We start from the raw sequence: 14,311 nt of genomic DNA, 5'->3' as shown, positions 1-14,311 counted from the left end.
CCTGGATTCTCGCATTACCAAAACCTTACGCCCGTGAACGCAGCGTCCTGCCGATGTGCCGTTCGGGTGGTCTTGCTAGAGTGGCGCTTCGTTCAAGGGAATGCGCGACGATGAAGACATCGCATGCCGTGGCCGTCTCCGCGGCGATCGGGCTGGGCCTGGCCACGCTGCTGGTGGGGCTGCTCGTGGGCGGTGGCAGGTGGCTGCTGCGCGTACAGCACCACGAAACGCCGACCGCCACCACTGCCGCTCCAGTCGCCGATGCGGAGCAACTGGCGACACAGGCATTGGCCCCGTACCAGGCGCGGCTGCAGGCCACGCGCCGGCCGGTGGTGCAACTGCGACTGCGGCCGATGGCGCAGGATGATCGCATGGCCAGCAAGGTCGGCGGGCGCCCCTACTGGACCGGCGACAAGCCGTATCCGCACGCGGCCGATGGCCAGCCGCTGGCGTTGCTGGCGCAGATCGATCTGGCGCGGATGCCGCCGCTGCCCGGCTACCCGCGCCAGGGCATGCTGCAGTTCTTCATCGGCGGCGACGATTTCTATGGCGCCAACTTCGGCGGCGCGCGCAGCGACCTGGCCGCGCTGAGCGAACAACGCAATTTCCGCGTGGTGTACTGGCCGCAGCCACAGGCGTCGGCGCGGCAGGCCGAGGTGCCGTTGCCGGCCGCCGAGACGCTGCCGTTCGATCCGGCGCGGCCGCGGGCGATGCAGTTCGATGTCGGTGAGGAAACCATCGGCAGCAGCGACGTGCGCTTCGAGCAGGTGCTGGGAAAGCCGCTGGAGGAGGTCGCCGCCGCGTACGCCAAGCGTCACGCGGTGCCGCAGGATGCGCTGGACGACGCGCTGTACGACACGTTGAACCGGAGCGGGAACAAGCTCGGCGGCTACCCGGAGTTCACCCAGCAAGACCCGCGTACCCTGCAGAACAAGCAGGTCCTGCTGCTGCAGTTGGACAGCGACGAGGAGATGATGTGGGGCGACAGCGGCGTCGCCAACTTCTTCATCGATCCGGACGACCTGCGGCGCGGCGATTTCAGCCGCATCGCCTACAACTGGGATTGCTTCTGAGCGCGCGCGTGCGCCGCTGCGCGCACCTCATGCCTCGCGCTTGAGCCACTCCAGGCGCGTGCTGGCACCGGCGTCGCCCAGGTGCGCCTTCAGCGGCGGCAGCGCCTGTGCCAGCGTCTGCTCGAACTGCCAGGGCGGATTGAGCAGCAACATGCCGCTGCCGTTGAGCCGCAGCGGTGAGTCGTCCGGGCGCACCTGCAGTTCGGCGACCAGCGCCGACGTCACCGGCAGGGCCGCGGCCTTGCGGAAGAACGGCTGCAGGCTGCGACGCTGCTTGATCGGGTACCACACTGCGCACACCGCCTGCGGCCAGCGGCTCAGCGTCTCGCGCAGCGCGGCCACGATCACAGGGTATTCGGCGTCCTGCGCCTCGTAGGGCGGATCGATCAGCACCAGCCCGCGGCCGATCCGGTTGGCCCCGGACTTGGGCGGCAGGAATGCCTTGATCGCCGCATAGCCATCGCCGGCATGCACCTGCACACGGCGGTCGTGGGCGAACAACGCCTTGAGTTCGGCGGCTTCCTCGACCTGCAGTTCGCAGGCGGCCAGCCGGTCCTGCGCGCGCAGCGCCTGCGCCACCAGCAGCGGCGAGCCAGGGTAGGCGACCAGGGCGCCGACCGGATTGTCGGCCTGCACCGCGCGCAGGTAGCGCTCCACCACGTCGGGCAGGGTCGGCTGGCCCATCAACCGCAGCACGCCGGCGGCCGCCTCGCCGGTCTTGCGCGCCTCGTTGGCCGCGAACAGGTAGCGGCCGCGCCCGGCGTGGGTATCGAGCACGAAGAACGGGCTGTCCTTGCGCTTGAACGCATCGAGCAGCGCCAGCAGCACGATGTGCTTGAGGACATCGGCATGGTTGCCGGCGTGGAAGGCGTGGCGGTAATTCATCGGCGCAGTGTACGGGGCGCCACGCCGGCCGGCCACGCCTGCCGTGGTGCCGGGCAGGGCGGGTCCGCGGCCGCGGTACACTAGCCGGGCGACCGCTGGCGGCCGCACGGCGCCTACCGGGCATGAGGCCGGAAGGTGTGGACGATGGGCCTGTGCATCCGGGCGCAGGCGTCGTCGGAGCGTTCGGGTGCGCAGTGCCGATACCGCGTTGGCGGTCGGCGGGTGCCACGGTTCGCATGCTCATCTCTTCTCCCCTGTTGCTCGGTGTCCTGGCGTTGGCGCTGCCGTTCGCCGCCTGCGGCGCCTCCCGTGCCGAAGCCGCGCCCCCGGGCGCAGCGCAGGCTGCGGCGTTCGATGCGCTGATCGAGGATGTCGGTGCGCACGGCAAGGACATGGCCGCCGACGAGCAGGCCTACCGCGTCGCGCATGCGCGCCTGCAGGCGCTGCTGCCCGCCGGCGACCCGGTGCGGCGGGCGCGCCTGGACGCCTTCGATTGCCAGCATTTTCCGCAGGGCCCGGCCGCGGCGGTGGAGCAGGCGCGGCGCGGCGAGCGCGGCGCGATCGCGCGCGCCCATGTGCAGGTGCGCCTGGAGTACCTGCTGTGCGAGACCTATGCGCTGTACAACGACGGCCAGCGCCCGGCCTATCTGCGGCCCGCCACCACGATCCTGGCGTTGACCGATGCGCACCGTTTCCCGCGCCTGCGCGCGGCGGCCCTGCGCATGCGCGCCTTCGCCGAGCGCGATGCCGGCCACTACGCCCAGTCGCTGCGTACCTTGCAGGAACTCCGCCGGCTCGACGAACAGCGCGATGGCGGCTGGGTCGCACTGCTGACCCTGATCGGCATCGCCGACGCCTACCTGGACATGGGCCTGCCGGACCTGTCGCACCAGGTCGTCGCCGAGGTCCTGCAGCGGGCCAGGCAGGGCGATGGCGGCTACATGCAGGCGCTGGCGGTGGAACGCGAAGGCGCCATCGCCGAGCAACGCGGCGATCTGCCGGCGGCACTGGCCGCCTACCTGCGTGCGGCCGAGTTGCATGGCCGGCATCCGCTGGAGGGGTCGCAGGCGTCGCTGTTGCTGCGCGCGTCACGGGTCAACGCGTTGCTGGGCAACCTGCCGCAGGCACGGGCGCAGCGGCAGCAGGCCGAGGCGCAACTGGTCGCGATGGGCGCCACGCGGCTGATGCGCGCGCGCCGCGATTATGTGGATGCATTGATCGCCGAGCGCAGCGGCGATGCGCGGGCCGCGCTGGCGCTGGCCGAACAGGCCGAGCAGGGCTACCGCGCCAACGGCGACCTGCGCAGCCTCAGCGACGTGCTGGACCTCAAGGCCACGGCCTTGCGCGCGCTGGCCGCCTGGCGCCAGGCACTGGACGCGCGCGAGGCGCAGATGCGCGTGCAGCAGGAACTGGATACGCGCATGCAGCGCGAGCAATCGCAGTTCCTGATCGCCGAATCGGAAAGCCGCCAACGCGACCTGGCGGCGCTGCAACTGGCGCAGAAGGCGGAAACCCAGCGTAACCGGCTGCAGGCGATGGAGCGCGAGGCGACCCTGCGGCGCGCGCTGCTGGGCGCGGCGCTGCTGTTGCTGGCGGTGCTCGGTGGGGTGTTGTTCCTGACCCTCGGGCGCCTGCGCGGCGCCCGCCGCGAAGTGCGGATCGACAGCCTCACCGGCGTCGCCTCGCGGCGCCAGGTCCTGGGCGAACTGGACACCGCGCTGGCGGCGCTGCCGCGCGGCGGGCGCATGCCGCTGTCGGTGCTGGCGCTGGACGTGGACCACTTCAAGCGCATCAACGACGAACACGGCCATGCGGCGGGCGACCAGGTGCTGCGGCTGGTCGCCACCACCCTGCGGCAGAGCCTGCGCAGGAACGACAGCTTCGGCCGGACCGGCGGCGAGGAGTTCCTGGCGCTGCTGCCCGGCGCCACCTGTGCCGAGGCACGGGAGCTGGCCGGGCTGCTGCGCGAGGTGCTGGAGCGGCAGTCGTTCGACGCGGTCGTGCCGGGCCTGCGCCTGACCGTCAGCATCGGCATCGCCGAGGCCGGCGCCGGCGAGAGCAGCCAGGCGCTGCTGGCGCGCGCCGATGCCGCGCTGTACCGGGCCAAGCACGGCGGCCGCAACCGCGTGGAACTGGCAGCGCCGCCGGGCGCGGCCAACACGCGCGGCGGCGGCGACAGCTGACGCGCCGCGGGTGCGCACCGGGTTCCGTGCCGACCCACGACCGGTGCCGCGGAATGGCTGCACGGACTGCCGCGGCGCCCGCGCGACGGCTATGCTGCGCGCCATGTCCACGCCCGCCGCCGCCTGTGTCCTCGTGGTCGAGGACGAATCCGCCATCGCCGATACCGTGCTCTACGCGCTGCGCAGCGAGGGCTACCAGGTGCGCCACTGCCAGCTCGGGCGCGAGGCGCTGGCGCAGTTGCGCGCCGGCGGCATCGACGTGGTGGTGCTGGACGTCGGCCTGCCGGATCTGAGCGGGTTCGAGGTGTGCCGCACGCTGCGCGGTTTCAGCCAGGTGCCGGTGCTGTTCCTGACCGCGCGCAACGAGGAGATCGATCGCGTGCTCGGCCTGGAACTGGGCGCCGACGACTACGTGGCCAAGCCGTTCTCGCCGCGCGAACTGGTCGCGCGGGTGCGGGCGCGGCTGCGGCGCCCGGCGGTGGTCGTCGGCGACGCCGAGGCCGGCTGGCAACAGCACGGCGATTTCGCCATCGATCGCGATGGCCGCCGCATCCGCTGGCGCGGTGCGGTGCTGGACCTGACCCGCTACGAGTACGCGCTGCTGGCGGCGCTGCTGCAGCGGCCAGGCGCCATCCTCAGTCGCGCGCAGTTGATGGACCGCGGCTGGGACAGCAGCGCCGACAGCGCCGACCGCACTGTCGACACCCATATCAAGACCCTGCGCGCCAAGCTGCGCGCGGCCGGCGCCACCGACGATCCGATCCGCACCCACCGCGGCCTCGGCTACGCGCTGGAGGCCTGAGGTGCGGCTGGGGCTGAAGCTGTTCCTGGGCTTCTTCCTGATCGTCGGCGTGGCCGCGTTCTTCGTGATGCGGGTGTTCGTCAACGAGGTCAAGCCGGGCGTGCGCCAGGCGATGGAATCGACCCTGGTGGACGCGGCCAACGTGCTGGCGCAGATGGCTGCGCAGGATCTCAAGGACGGGCGCATCGCCAGCGGCCGTTTCGCCCGCGACCTAGCGGCGGCGCAACGGCGCGATCCACGGGCGATGGTCTGGCGCTTTCCCAAGCACAGCGTCGACTACCGCGTCACCCTCACCGATGCGGCGGGCATCGTGGTGTTCGATTCGCGCGGGCAGGACATCGGTCGCGACAACTCGCGCTGGAACGACGTGTACCGCACCCTGCGCGGCGAGTACGGCGCCCGCTCCAGCCCCGAGGCCGACGGCGACCCCAACCACACGGTGATGCACGTGGCCGCGCCGGTCTACGATCCGGCCGACCCGCGGCGGTTGATCGGCGTGCTGACCCTGTCCCAGCCCAACCGCAGCATCGAGCCGTTCATCGTCGCCAGCCAGCGCAGCATCCTGTTGCGCGGCGCCTGGCTGATCGGCATCTCGGCGCTGATCGGGATCCTGATGACGTGGGGTCTGCTGCGCGGCATCGGCCGGCTCAACCGCTACGCGCAGGCGGTCAGTGCCGGTGCGCCGGTGCCGCCGCCGCCGCCGCGCCGCGACGAGATCGGCGATCTCGGCCGCGCGCTGGAGACGATGCGCCGCAAGCTGGAGGGCAAGCAGTACGTCGAGCAGTACGTGCAGTCGCTGACCCACGAGATGAAGAGCCCGCTGGCCGCGATCCGTGGTGCGGCGGAACTGCTGCAGGAGCCGTTGCCGGAACCGGAGCGGCAACGCTTCGTGCGCAACATCGCCGAGCAGCAGCAGCGCCTCACCGAGACCATCGACAAGCTGCTGGCGCTGGCCGAGGTCGAGCAACACGGCTGGTTGCAGCGGCGCGAACCCGTGGCGCTGGCGCCGCTGTGCGCCGGGCTGGCCGAAGCGCTGGCGCCGCAACTGCAGGCGCGCGGCCTGCAACTGCAGGTCCAGGTGCTGGACCCGGCCCTGGCGGTGTCGGGCGATCCCTACCTGCTGCGCCAGGCGCTGCACAACCTGCTCGACAATGCCATCGCCTTCTCGCCGGAGGGCGCGGTCATCGTGCTGCGTGCCGAACGCGGCGCCGATGCGCGCGTGCTGCTGATGGTGGAGGATGCCGGTCCGGGCATTCCCGATTACGCGCTGGAGCGGGTGTTCGAGCGCTTCTATTCGCTGGCGCGCCCGGTCACCGGCCAGCGCAGCTCCGGCCTCGGCCTGCCGTTCGTGCGCGAGGTGGCGCGCCTGCACGGCGGCGACGCCAGCCTGCGCAACGGCGATGGCGACGGCGGTGGTGCGGTAGCCTGCCTGGCATTGCCGCTGGCCTGAGCCGGAGAGCGCTCGTGTAGGAACGGCTTCAGCCGCGACCGGGCGTTCCCGGTAGAACCCTTCGCGGCTGAAGCCGCTCCTGCAGTAGCGCATGCCGCGCCGACAGGATGCCGGCCACCAATCCCGATTACCCAATCCCCAATCCCGGCTTCACACTCACTTCAAATTCGCCTCAAACCCCGCCCACGCAGCGGCCGCATCCTGGCGCCCTCCCAAGACGCGAGGCCGCCATGAAGTCCCTGAAACTGCTGTTGCGATTCGCCACCATCGGCGGATTGATCCTGTTGTTGCTGATCCCGCTGCTGATGATTCGCGGCACCGTGCAGGACCGCCAGCATTACCGCGACGAAGCGGTGGAGCGGGTGTCGCAGAGCAAGGCCGGCGAACAGCGCCTGCTCGGCCCGCTGCGGGTGATCCCGTGGACCCAGGAGCGTGAGGTCGCCGTCCTCGACGCCGACGGCAAGCGGGTGACCAAGCGCGAGACCGAGACCGGCTACGTGCTGCAGGCGCCGCGGCGGCTGCAGGTCGAAGGCGAACTGAAGCCCGCGCAGCGCCACATCGGCCTGTTCAAGGTGCAGGTGTACAGCTGGCATGCGCGGCTCAAGGCCGAGTTCGACGATCTCGATTATGCCGCTGTCGATCGCCGCCAGTACGGCACGCCGTATCTGGCGATCGGCCTGCAGGACGTGCGCGGCCTGGTCGGCACGCCGAACCTGCGCGCCGACGGCCGCGCGCTGCCGCTGCAGCCTGGCTCGGAAGGGCTGGCCAACATCTCCAAGGGCGTGCACGCGGTGCTGCCGGCATTGCGCGATACGCAGCAGGGGCGGCTGACCGACCTGCACGACGTGCAGATGGAATTCGTGCTCGACGGCACCCAGGCGCTGTCGATCGTGCCGGTCGGCGACGACAACCAGATCGCGCTGAACTCGCCGTGGCCGCATCCGCTGTTCGGCGGCCGCTTCCTGCCCAACGAGCGCCGCATCACCGCGCAGGGGTTCCAGGCGAGCTGGGCGCTGTCGTCGCTGGCGACCGGCGCGCAGGCGCAGCTGGCCTCCGGCGGACAGGATCTCGACGCCTTGCGCGTGGACCTGGTCGACCCGGTGGACGTGTATACCCAGGCCGAGCGCGCCAGCAAGTACGGCCTGCTGTTCGTGGTGCTGACCTTCGTCGCCTTCGGCCTGTTCGAGCTGATCAAGCGCCTGCCGATCCATCCGCTGCAGTACCTGCTGGTGGGCCTGGCGCTGGCGATCTTCTTCCTGCTGCTGCTGAGCCTGTCCGAGCACATCCCGTTCTGGCAGGCGTATCTGGTCTCGGCGGTGGCCTGCATCGGATTGCAGTTCTTCTACCTGTCCGGGGTATTGCGCAGCCGCCTGCGCGCGGCCGGCTTCGCCAGCATGCTCACCGTGCTGTACGGCGCGCTGTACGGCCTGCTGGCCTCGGAGGACAACGCCTTGCTGATGGGCTCGCTGCTGCTGTTCGGCATCCTCGGCGCGATCATGTGGATCACCCGCCGGATCGACTGGTACGAACTCGGCGCGTCGCTGCGCTGAGCCACCGCGAGGAGAGCCGGACATGGTCGCGCATCGTCATCTGCATCGACGTCTGCAGGCGCTGCTGCCGCCCGCCCTGGAGACCCATGGTCTGCATCCCGGCAACCTGCCGGGGGCGCTGGCGCGCAGCGCGCAGGCCGCGCTGGTCACCGCCGCCGACCGCGGCGGGGCCCTGTGGCTGCGCTTGAGCGAACGCAGCCGCGCCGCCCTGGCCAGCGACGCGGTGGCGTTCCTGGCCAGCGCACTGCAGGCGCGTGCGGCCTTGCCCGGCGACGTCGCGCCCTGGCGCTATTGCCCCTGGCGCGCGGTGCGGCGCGATCCGGACTGGGCGATGGACGTGGAGCGGGAAAGGGATACACCTGCGCCGGGGTTCGTGACCTGGGAAGCGGAAGGTCGCGCGCGCTTGCTGGTGCTGCCGGCACAGGCCGCGCTGCTGTGCCGCTGGTGGCGCTGACGCAGGGCACCCACATCGATCGCCGCCACGGTGGCGGGATCGGTCGGATGGTCATCGGCCATTGACGACAGGAACATCGACGGTGGCACGGATGCCGCCATGGGGCACAGGACGTGCGGGACGCCACGCAGAGAGGCACCAAGGGTGCACGCAAGCGCATCGCCGAGGCAGCTAGCGCAAGGAGGCGTTTGTGTGACAGGACGGGCAGGACGCTCACGCAGGGAGGCGGCGAGGACGCACACGCCAAGGCGTCGCAGGCAGGGCAAGGAAGCGCCTGCATCACAGGACGGGCAGGACGCCCATGCAGGGACGCAGCAAGGACGCATGTGCAAGGGCATCGCCAGGCAGGCAGCGCCAGGGAAACGCTTGCGGTAGAGTGCACGGATGCACTCTCCGCTCTCCATTCAGCGCCTGCGCGGCGCCGGGATCGTGCCGTTCCTGGACGCGGTCGCGCAGCTGCGCATCGCGGTGTTCCGCGACTGGCCGTACCTCTACGACGGCGACCTGGGCTACGAACGCGGGTACCTGGCGGCCTATGCCGCCTCGCCCGACAGCGTGTTCGTGCTGGCGCGCGACGGCGAGCAGGTGGTCGGCGCCTCCACCGGGCTGCCGCTGCTCGATGATGCCGAGGCGTTCGCCGCGGCCTTCGCCGGCAGCGGCATCGACCCGGCCGAGGTGTTCTATTTCGGCGAATCGGTGCTGTTGCCGCAGTACCGCGGCCGTGGGATCGGCCATGCCTTCTTCGACGAGCGCGAGGCGCATGCGCGCGCGCTGAGTCGTTTCCGGCTGACCGCGTTCTGTTCGGTGGAGCGGGCGCCCGACGACCCGCGGCGGCCGCCGGAGTACCGCGGCAACGACGCGTTCTGGCGCAAGCGCGGCTATCAGCCGCAGCCGGGGTTGCGCATGCACCTGCCGTGGAACGAGGTCGACCCCGGCGAGACGCCGCATACCCTGGGTTTCTGGACCCGCGCGCTGGAGCCTGCCGCATGAAAGTCGCCGTCGCCAAATATCCGATCGGCGCGCCTGCCGATTTCGCCGCCTTCGCCGACAAGCAGGCCGCGCTGCTCGGCGAGGCCGCCCAGGCCGGCGCGCAGCTGGCGGTGCTGCCGGAGTACCTGTCGCTGGAACTGGCCGCGACCTTCGGTGCCGAGGTGTCGGCGCGGCTGCCGGCCTCGCTCGCTGCGATCCAGGCACTGCATGCGCCGTACCTGGCCTTGTTCGCCGACCTGGCGCGGCGCCATCGCCTGCACGTGGTCGCCGGCAGCTTCCTGCTCGACGTGGGCCAGGGGCGCTACCGCAATCGCGCGTACTGGTTCACCCCCGACGGTGGCCAGGGCTGGCAGGACAAACTGCAACTGACCGGCTTCGAAAAAGCCACCGGCCTGATCGACGGCGGCGAGGCACTGAAGGTATTCGAGGCCGAAGGCGTGCGCGCGGGCGTGGCGGTCTGCTACGACAGCGAGTTCCCGCTGCCGGTGCGCGCCCAGTACGAGGCCGGCGCGCGCCTGCTGCTGGTGCCCAGTTGCACCGACACCGAGGCCGGCGCCACCCGCGTGCGCGTGGGCTGCCTGGCGCGGGCGCTGGAGAACCGCATCTTCGTCGCCCAGTCGGTGACCGCCGGCGTCGCCGAATGGAGCCCGGCGCTGGACGTGAACACCGGCGAAGCCACGCTGTATGCGCCGATGGACGCTGGTTTCCCGGCCGACGGCATCGTCGCGCAGACCCATGGCGAGCAGGTCTGGGCAATCGCCGAGCTGGATTTCGCCGCGTTCGAGGCCAGCCGCGCCAATGCGCAAGTAGCCAACGACCGCGACTGGCGCGGCCAACTGGCACCGGCCTTGGTGCGCGCGGAACTGAGTGGGTTCGCGTAGAGCAGGATTTTGCGCCGCCAGCAGTCCGCCCTGGCGTGGCAGGTCCTGTCCCTGGGCAAAATGCTGCTCGTACCAATCCCGAATCCCCAATCCCGAATCCCGTGCGCCGGCAGGCGCCTGCTTGGCAGGGTAAAATCGCCCGATTCCCGTCGTTTCGAGCGTTCCATGGCCTGCCGCACCCGTTTCGCCCCCAGTCCCACCGGTTACCTGCACATCGGCGGCGCGCGCACCGCGCTGTACTGCTGGCTGGAGGCGCGCCACCGCGGCGGCGAATTCGTGCTGCGGATCGAGGATACCGACCGCGAGCGCAGCACCCAGGCGGCGATCGACGCGATCCTGGAGGCGATGGAGTGGCTGGGCCTGGACTACGACGAAGGCCCGATCTACCAGACCCGGCGCCTGGACCGGTATCGCGAGGTGGCCGAGCAGTTGCTGGCGCAGGGCAAGGCCTACTACGCCTACGAGACCCGCGAGGAACTGGACGCCATGCGCGAAGCGGCGATGGCGCGGCAGGAAAAGCCGCGCTACAACGGCGCCGCGCGCGAACTGAACCTGCCGCACCGCGACGATCCGAACCGGGTGATCCGCTTCAAGAACCCGACCGAGGGCGTGGTGGCGTTCGACGACCTGATCAAGGGCCGCATCGAGATCGCCAACAGCGAACTGGACGACATGGTGATCTTCCGCCCCGACGGCTATCCCACCTACAACTTCGCGGTGGTGGTGGACGACTGGGACATGGGCATCACCGAGGTGATCCGCGGCGACGACCACATCAACAACACCCCGCGGCAGATCAACATCTACCAGGCGCTGGGCGCGCCGGTGCCGAAGTTCGCGCACATGCCGATGATCCTGGACGAGCAGGGCGCCAAGCTGTCCAAGCGCACCGGCGCGGCCGACGTGATGCAGTACAAGGACGCCGGCTACCTGCCGCACGCGCTGATCAACTACCTGGCGCGGCTGGGCTGGTCGCACGGCGACCAGGAACTGTTCGGGCGCCAGGAACTGATCGACCTGTTCGACGTCAAGGACGTCAATTCCAAGGCCGCGCGCCTGGACATGGCCAAGCTCGGCTGGGTCAACCAGCACTATCTCAAGAGCGACGACCCGGCGACGATCGCGCCGCAGCTGGAGTTCCAGTTGCGCAAGCTCGGCATCGACCCGGCCGCCGGCCCGGCCGCGGCCGAGGTGGTGGTGGCGCTGCGCGAGCGCGTGCAGACCCTGAAGGAAATGGCCGAGAAGGCCGAGGTCTGGTACCGCCCGCTGACCAGCTACGACGACGCGGCGGTGGCCAAGCATTTCAAGCCGGGCGCCGAACTGGCGCTGGGCAAGGCCCGCGAGCTGCTGGCCGCACTGCCGCAGTGGAATCTGGATGGTGTCGCCGCCGCGCTGCACGACACCGCCGCCGCCCTGGAGATCGGCATGGGCAAGGTGGCGCAGCCGCTGCGCGTGGCCATCACCGGCACCCAGGTCAGCCCGGACATCTCGCAGACCGTCTACCTGGCCGGTCGCGAGGAGGCCTTGAAACGCATCGACGCCGCGCTCATCAAGATCCCAGCGGGAAGCTGATTCCCGGGAGACCGTCATGTCCAGCAAGAAGACCGCCTGCACCGAGCCGCACCACCACGTCCACGACGCTGCCGACTTCGTCAAGGTGGTGGAGCGGGTGAGCCGCGAGCGCGGTCTGCGCCTGACCCCGATCCGCGCCAACGTGCTGCGGCTGATCGCCGAGGCCGGGCGCCCGGTCAAGGCCTACGACCTGCTGGAATGGGTGCGCGAGGGCAAGGGCGTGGGCGCCGACGCCCCGCCCACCGTGTACCGCGCGCTGGACTTCCTGATGGCCAACGGCTTCGTGCACAAGCTCGAATCGGTCAACGCCTTCGTCGCCTGCCATCACCCGAGCAGCGCCCAGCACTCGGTACCGTTCCTGATCTGCGACCGCTGCCATAGCGCGGTGGAGCTGGAGGACCGCGACGTGGTCAGCCAGCTGGAGCAGCGCGCCAAGGCGCTGGGCTTCCAGCCGCAGGCGCAGACCCTGGAAGTGCACGGGCTGTGCGCGAAGTGCGCGGGCTGAGCCGGCGCGCTTTGCTGGGCGTTGCGTAGCGACCAGGCAGGGCGTTCGATCGATCTGAGCCTGGCTGCCGCACGCGCGGGGGGCCAAGTGTTGCGCCGCGCGGGTAGGGCGGTTCCGTTCCCGCTGTTCTCTTGGCCAGCCCGGTTGCGGCCTTTTCGTGTCTCGCAGCGCCGCACGCGGATCGCGTGAGGTGCTCGGGCGATCGCTCAGTCCTGCGGCGCGGCGCGCCCGCCCTCGCGCACCTGCTCCCAGTCCAGACTGAACCGCGCCAGGTACTTGCGCAGGCGGTCGGCGTCGTTGGTGCTGGCGCGTTGCGTGCGGGAAACGGCGAACAGTTCGCGTCCGGCCTGCGACAGCGACTTGGCGGTGGCGCAGACCCGCACCACGTCTTCCAGTTGCACGCGGTCGAAGCGATCCAGCTGCGCCGCCGCATCGCCGAGCAGGGCATCCAGCGGCGAGGGTGGGGTGCCGTCGCGCCATTGCCGGCGCAGGCGCGCGATTTCCTCCTCCACCAGCTCGAGTTGAATGCGTCCGGCATTGGCCAGCGTCGCCAGGCGCATCACCGAGGCGCTGAGGTCGCGGAAGTTGCCGTGCCAGCGCGCCTCCGCGCTGGTGGCGAAGGTGAGATAGCGGCTGCGCGCCTCGCGATTGAAGGTCACCCGCTGGTGCTGCTCGCGTGACCAGCGCTCCAGTTCGAAGTCCAGGTTCGGCTCGATGTCCTCGCGGCGTTCGGCCAGGCCGGGCAGGTGGTACGTCCACAGGTTCAGGCGTGCCAGCAGGTCCTCGCGAAAACGGCCCTGGGCGACGTGCTGGTGCAGGTCGCGGTTGGTGCCGGCGATCAGCTGGAATTCGCTGTCCACCTCGCGGTCGCTGCCGACTGGCAGGAAGCGTTTCTCCTCCAGTGCCCGCAGCAGCATGGCCTGCTCGTCCAGGCCCAGCTCGCCGATCTCGTCGAGGAACAGCAGGCCCTGGTGGGCCGAGCGCAGCAGTCCCGGGCGGTCGCTGACCGCGCCGGTGTAGGCGCCCTTGGTGTGGCCGAACAGCGCGCTCATCGCGCCATCGCCGCGCAGGGTGGCGCAATTGACCTCGACGAAGCGTCCCGGCAATTGGTGCTTGAGTTTCTTCAGTTCGAACACGCGCTTGGCCAGTTGGCTCTTGCCGGCGCCGGTCGGACCCATCAGCAGCATCGGCGCCTTAGAGCGCGTGGCCACGGTCTCGATCTGTTCGATCATGCGGTTGAACGCCGCATTGCGCGTGGCGATGCCGCTCTTCAGCAGCGCGCGGTCCTGCAGTTGCTGCTGCTGGAAGCGCTGCGCGATGCGGTCGTAGCGCGACAGGTCCAGGTCGATCACAGTGTAGGCGCCGGCCTCGCCGCTGCCCTGTTTGCGCGGCGGCGAGGTCTGCAGCAGGCGCCCCGGGAAGTGCCGGCTCTCGGTCAGCAGGAAGCCGCAGATCTGGCTGACGTGGCTGCCGGTGGTGATGTGCAGGTAGTAGTCCTCTTCGTCCGGGCGGAACGTATAGCCGGCGAAGAAGTCGTGCAGTGTGGCGTAGACCCCTTCGAAATCCCAGGGGTCGGCCAGGTAGGTGTCGTGCAGCCGCACCTGCGTGTCCGGCGAGACCTGGCCCAGGTCCTCGCTCACCAGCTGCGCCAGTTTCTGGTAGCGGCGCAGGTCGGTCAGCAGCTCCAGGCGGCTGAGCAGGAAGTCCTCGTGCATCCCCAGCGCCACCGTCGGGCGCCACTTCTCCCAGCGTCCGGGGCCGCTGCCGGAATCCAGTTGGGTGCCTAGCATGCCGAACACGACCTGTGGCCTGTCCATATCCATCCTTATAAGAACGGCGCTGAAGTTATAGAAATATTTGGTGTGGGGCAAGTGGTCAATTCTTCCTGTTTGGAAATTTTTTCTTTTAAATCAATGTACTAATTGAATCCTGGAAAAGTTGGCACGTCCATTGCGATACCTCTTCA

12 protein-coding genes are annotated in these 14,311 nt (G+C 70.1%); 10 read left to right on the top strand and 2 right to left on the bottom strand.

From position 1 onward, the window contains the following. Positions 1 to 110: 110 nt before the first annotated feature. Positions 111 to 1,073: a YwqG family protein gene (locus tag PIQ37_RS16060; protein ID WP_342074216.1), complete on the top strand. Its 963-nt coding sequence runs from the start codon at positions 111 to 113 to the stop codon at positions 1,071 to 1,073. Between the two features lie 27 nt (positions 1,074 to 1,100). Here the strand turns inward: PIQ37_RS16060 and PIQ37_RS16055 are convergent, their stop codons facing one another. Then, the gene (locus PIQ37_RS16055; protein WP_342074215.1) at positions 1,101 to 1,958 is read right to left on the bottom strand and encodes a 23S rRNA (adenine(2030)-N(6))-methyltransferase RlmJ; all 858 of its coding nucleotides are present in this window, start codon (positions 1,956 to 1,958) and stop codon (positions 1,101 to 1,103) included. A 236-nt stretch (positions 1,959 to 2,194) separates the two neighbouring features. Here PIQ37_RS16055 and PIQ37_RS16050 point away from each other — a divergent pair, with 236 nt between their 5' ends. The 9 genes from PIQ37_RS16050 (at position 2,195) to PIQ37_RS16010 (ending at position 12,345) form a co-directional block, all read left to right on the top strand. Continuing rightward, entirely contained in the window at positions 2,195 to 4,141 is a 1,947-nt protein-coding gene (locus PIQ37_RS16050; protein ID WP_342074214.1) for a GGDEF domain-containing protein, read from the top strand. 91 nt (positions 4,142 to 4,232) lie between these two features. Then, on the top strand, positions 4,233 to 4,943 hold the full coding sequence (creB, locus tag PIQ37_RS16045; protein ID WP_342074213.1) for a two-component system response regulator CreB: 711 nt from the start codon (positions 4,233 to 4,235) through the stop codon (positions 4,941 to 4,943). A gap of 1 nt (position 4,944) precedes the next feature. Beyond that, on the top strand, positions 4,945 to 6,393 hold the full coding sequence (creC, locus tag PIQ37_RS16040; RefSeq protein WP_342074212.1) for a two-component system sensor histidine kinase CreC: 1,449 nt from the start codon (positions 4,945 to 4,947) through the stop codon (positions 6,391 to 6,393). 230 nt (positions 6,394 to 6,623) lie between these two features. Continuing rightward, positions 6,624 to 7,943, top strand: coding sequence for a cell envelope integrity protein CreD (gene creD, locus PIQ37_RS16035; RefSeq protein ID WP_152246690.1), 1,320 nt, complete (start codon positions 6,624 to 6,626; stop codon positions 7,941 to 7,943). Between the two features lie 22 nt (positions 7,944 to 7,965). After that, positions 7,966 to 8,397 carry a hypothetical protein gene (locus tag PIQ37_RS16030; RefSeq protein ID WP_342074211.1) on the top strand — a complete coding sequence of 144 codons (432 nt, stop codon included), beginning with the start codon at positions 7,966 to 7,968 and terminating at the stop codon, positions 8,395 to 8,397. A gap of 384 nt (positions 8,398 to 8,781) precedes the next feature. Beyond that, complete coding sequence (locus tag PIQ37_RS16025) at positions 8,782 to 9,387, top strand: GNAT family N-acetyltransferase (RefSeq protein ID WP_342074210.1); 606 nt, start codon at positions 8,782 to 8,784, stop codon at positions 9,385 to 9,387. Further along, the gene (locus PIQ37_RS16020; RefSeq protein ID WP_342074209.1) at positions 9,384 to 10,268 is read left to right on the top strand and encodes a carbon-nitrogen hydrolase family protein; all 885 of its coding nucleotides are present in this window, start codon (positions 9,384 to 9,386) and stop codon (positions 10,266 to 10,268) included. The genes PIQ37_RS16025 and PIQ37_RS16020 overlap by 4 nt, the downstream gene beginning before the upstream one ends. Before the next feature lie 165 nt (positions 10,269 to 10,433). Then, positions 10,434 to 11,840, top strand: coding sequence for a glutamate--tRNA ligase (gene gltX / locus PIQ37_RS16015; RefSeq protein ID WP_342074208.1), 1,407 nt, complete (start codon positions 10,434 to 10,436; stop codon positions 11,838 to 11,840). Between the two features lie 16 nt (positions 11,841 to 11,856). Continuing rightward, positions 11,857 to 12,345, top strand: a complete 489-nt coding sequence (locus PIQ37_RS16010) for a transcriptional repressor (RefSeq protein ID WP_017907264.1) — start codon at positions 11,857 to 11,859, stop codon at positions 12,343 to 12,345. A gap of 206 nt (positions 12,346 to 12,551) precedes the next feature. Here PIQ37_RS16010 and rtcR read toward each other — a convergent pair whose 3' ends face one another. Beyond that, a complete protein-coding gene (rtcR, locus tag PIQ37_RS16005; protein WP_342074207.1) occupies positions 12,552 to 14,162 on the bottom strand; it encodes an RNA repair transcriptional activator RtcR in 1,611 nt (536 codons plus the stop codon). Positions 14,163 to 14,311 lie beyond the last annotated feature (149 nt).

Source organism: Xanthomonas protegens (assembly GCF_038442435.1).
Taxonomy (GTDB): domain Bacteria; phylum Pseudomonadota; class Gammaproteobacteria; order Xanthomonadales; family Xanthomonadaceae; genus Xanthomonas_A; species Xanthomonas_A sontii.
This window is presented reverse-complemented; position numbering and strand designations above follow the sequence as displayed.

Excerpts from the sequence above, each read along its gene's own strand:
- PIQ37_RS16060 (WP_342074216.1), top strand. The coding sequence starts at position 111 with ATGAAGACATCGCATGCCGTGGCCGTCTCCGCGGCGATCGGGCTGGGC.
- PIQ37_RS16055 (WP_342074215.1), bottom strand. The coding sequence starts at position 1,958 with ATGAATTACCGCCACGCCTTCCACGCCGGCAACCATGCCGATGTCCTC.
- PIQ37_RS16050 (WP_342074214.1), top strand. The coding sequence starts at position 2,195 with ATGCTCATCTCTTCTCCCCTGTTGCTCGGTGTCCTGGCGTTGGCGCTG.
- creB (WP_342074213.1), top strand. The coding sequence starts at position 4,233 with ATGCTGCGCGCCATGTCCACGCCCGCCGCCGCCTGTGTCCTCGTGGTC.
- creD (WP_152246690.1), top strand. The coding sequence starts at position 6,624 with ATGAAGTCCCTGAAACTGCTGTTGCGATTCGCCACCATCGGCGGATTG.
- PIQ37_RS16030 (WP_342074211.1), top strand. The coding sequence starts at position 7,966 with ATGGTCGCGCATCGTCATCTGCATCGACGTCTGCAGGCGCTGCTGCCG.
- PIQ37_RS16025 (WP_342074210.1), top strand. The coding sequence starts at position 8,782 with ATGCACTCTCCGCTCTCCATTCAGCGCCTGCGCGGCGCCGGGATCGTG.
- PIQ37_RS16020 (WP_342074209.1), top strand. The coding sequence starts at position 9,384 with ATGAAAGTCGCCGTCGCCAAATATCCGATCGGCGCGCCTGCCGATTTC.
- gltX (WP_342074208.1), top strand. The coding sequence starts at position 10,434 with ATGGCCTGCCGCACCCGTTTCGCCCCCAGTCCCACCGGTTACCTGCAC.
- PIQ37_RS16010 (WP_017907264.1), top strand. The coding sequence starts at position 11,857 with ATGTCCAGCAAGAAGACCGCCTGCACCGAGCCGCACCACCACGTCCAC.
- rtcR (WP_342074207.1), bottom strand. The coding sequence starts at position 14,162 with ATGGACAGGCCACAGGTCGTGTTCGGCATGCTAGGCACCCAACTGGAT.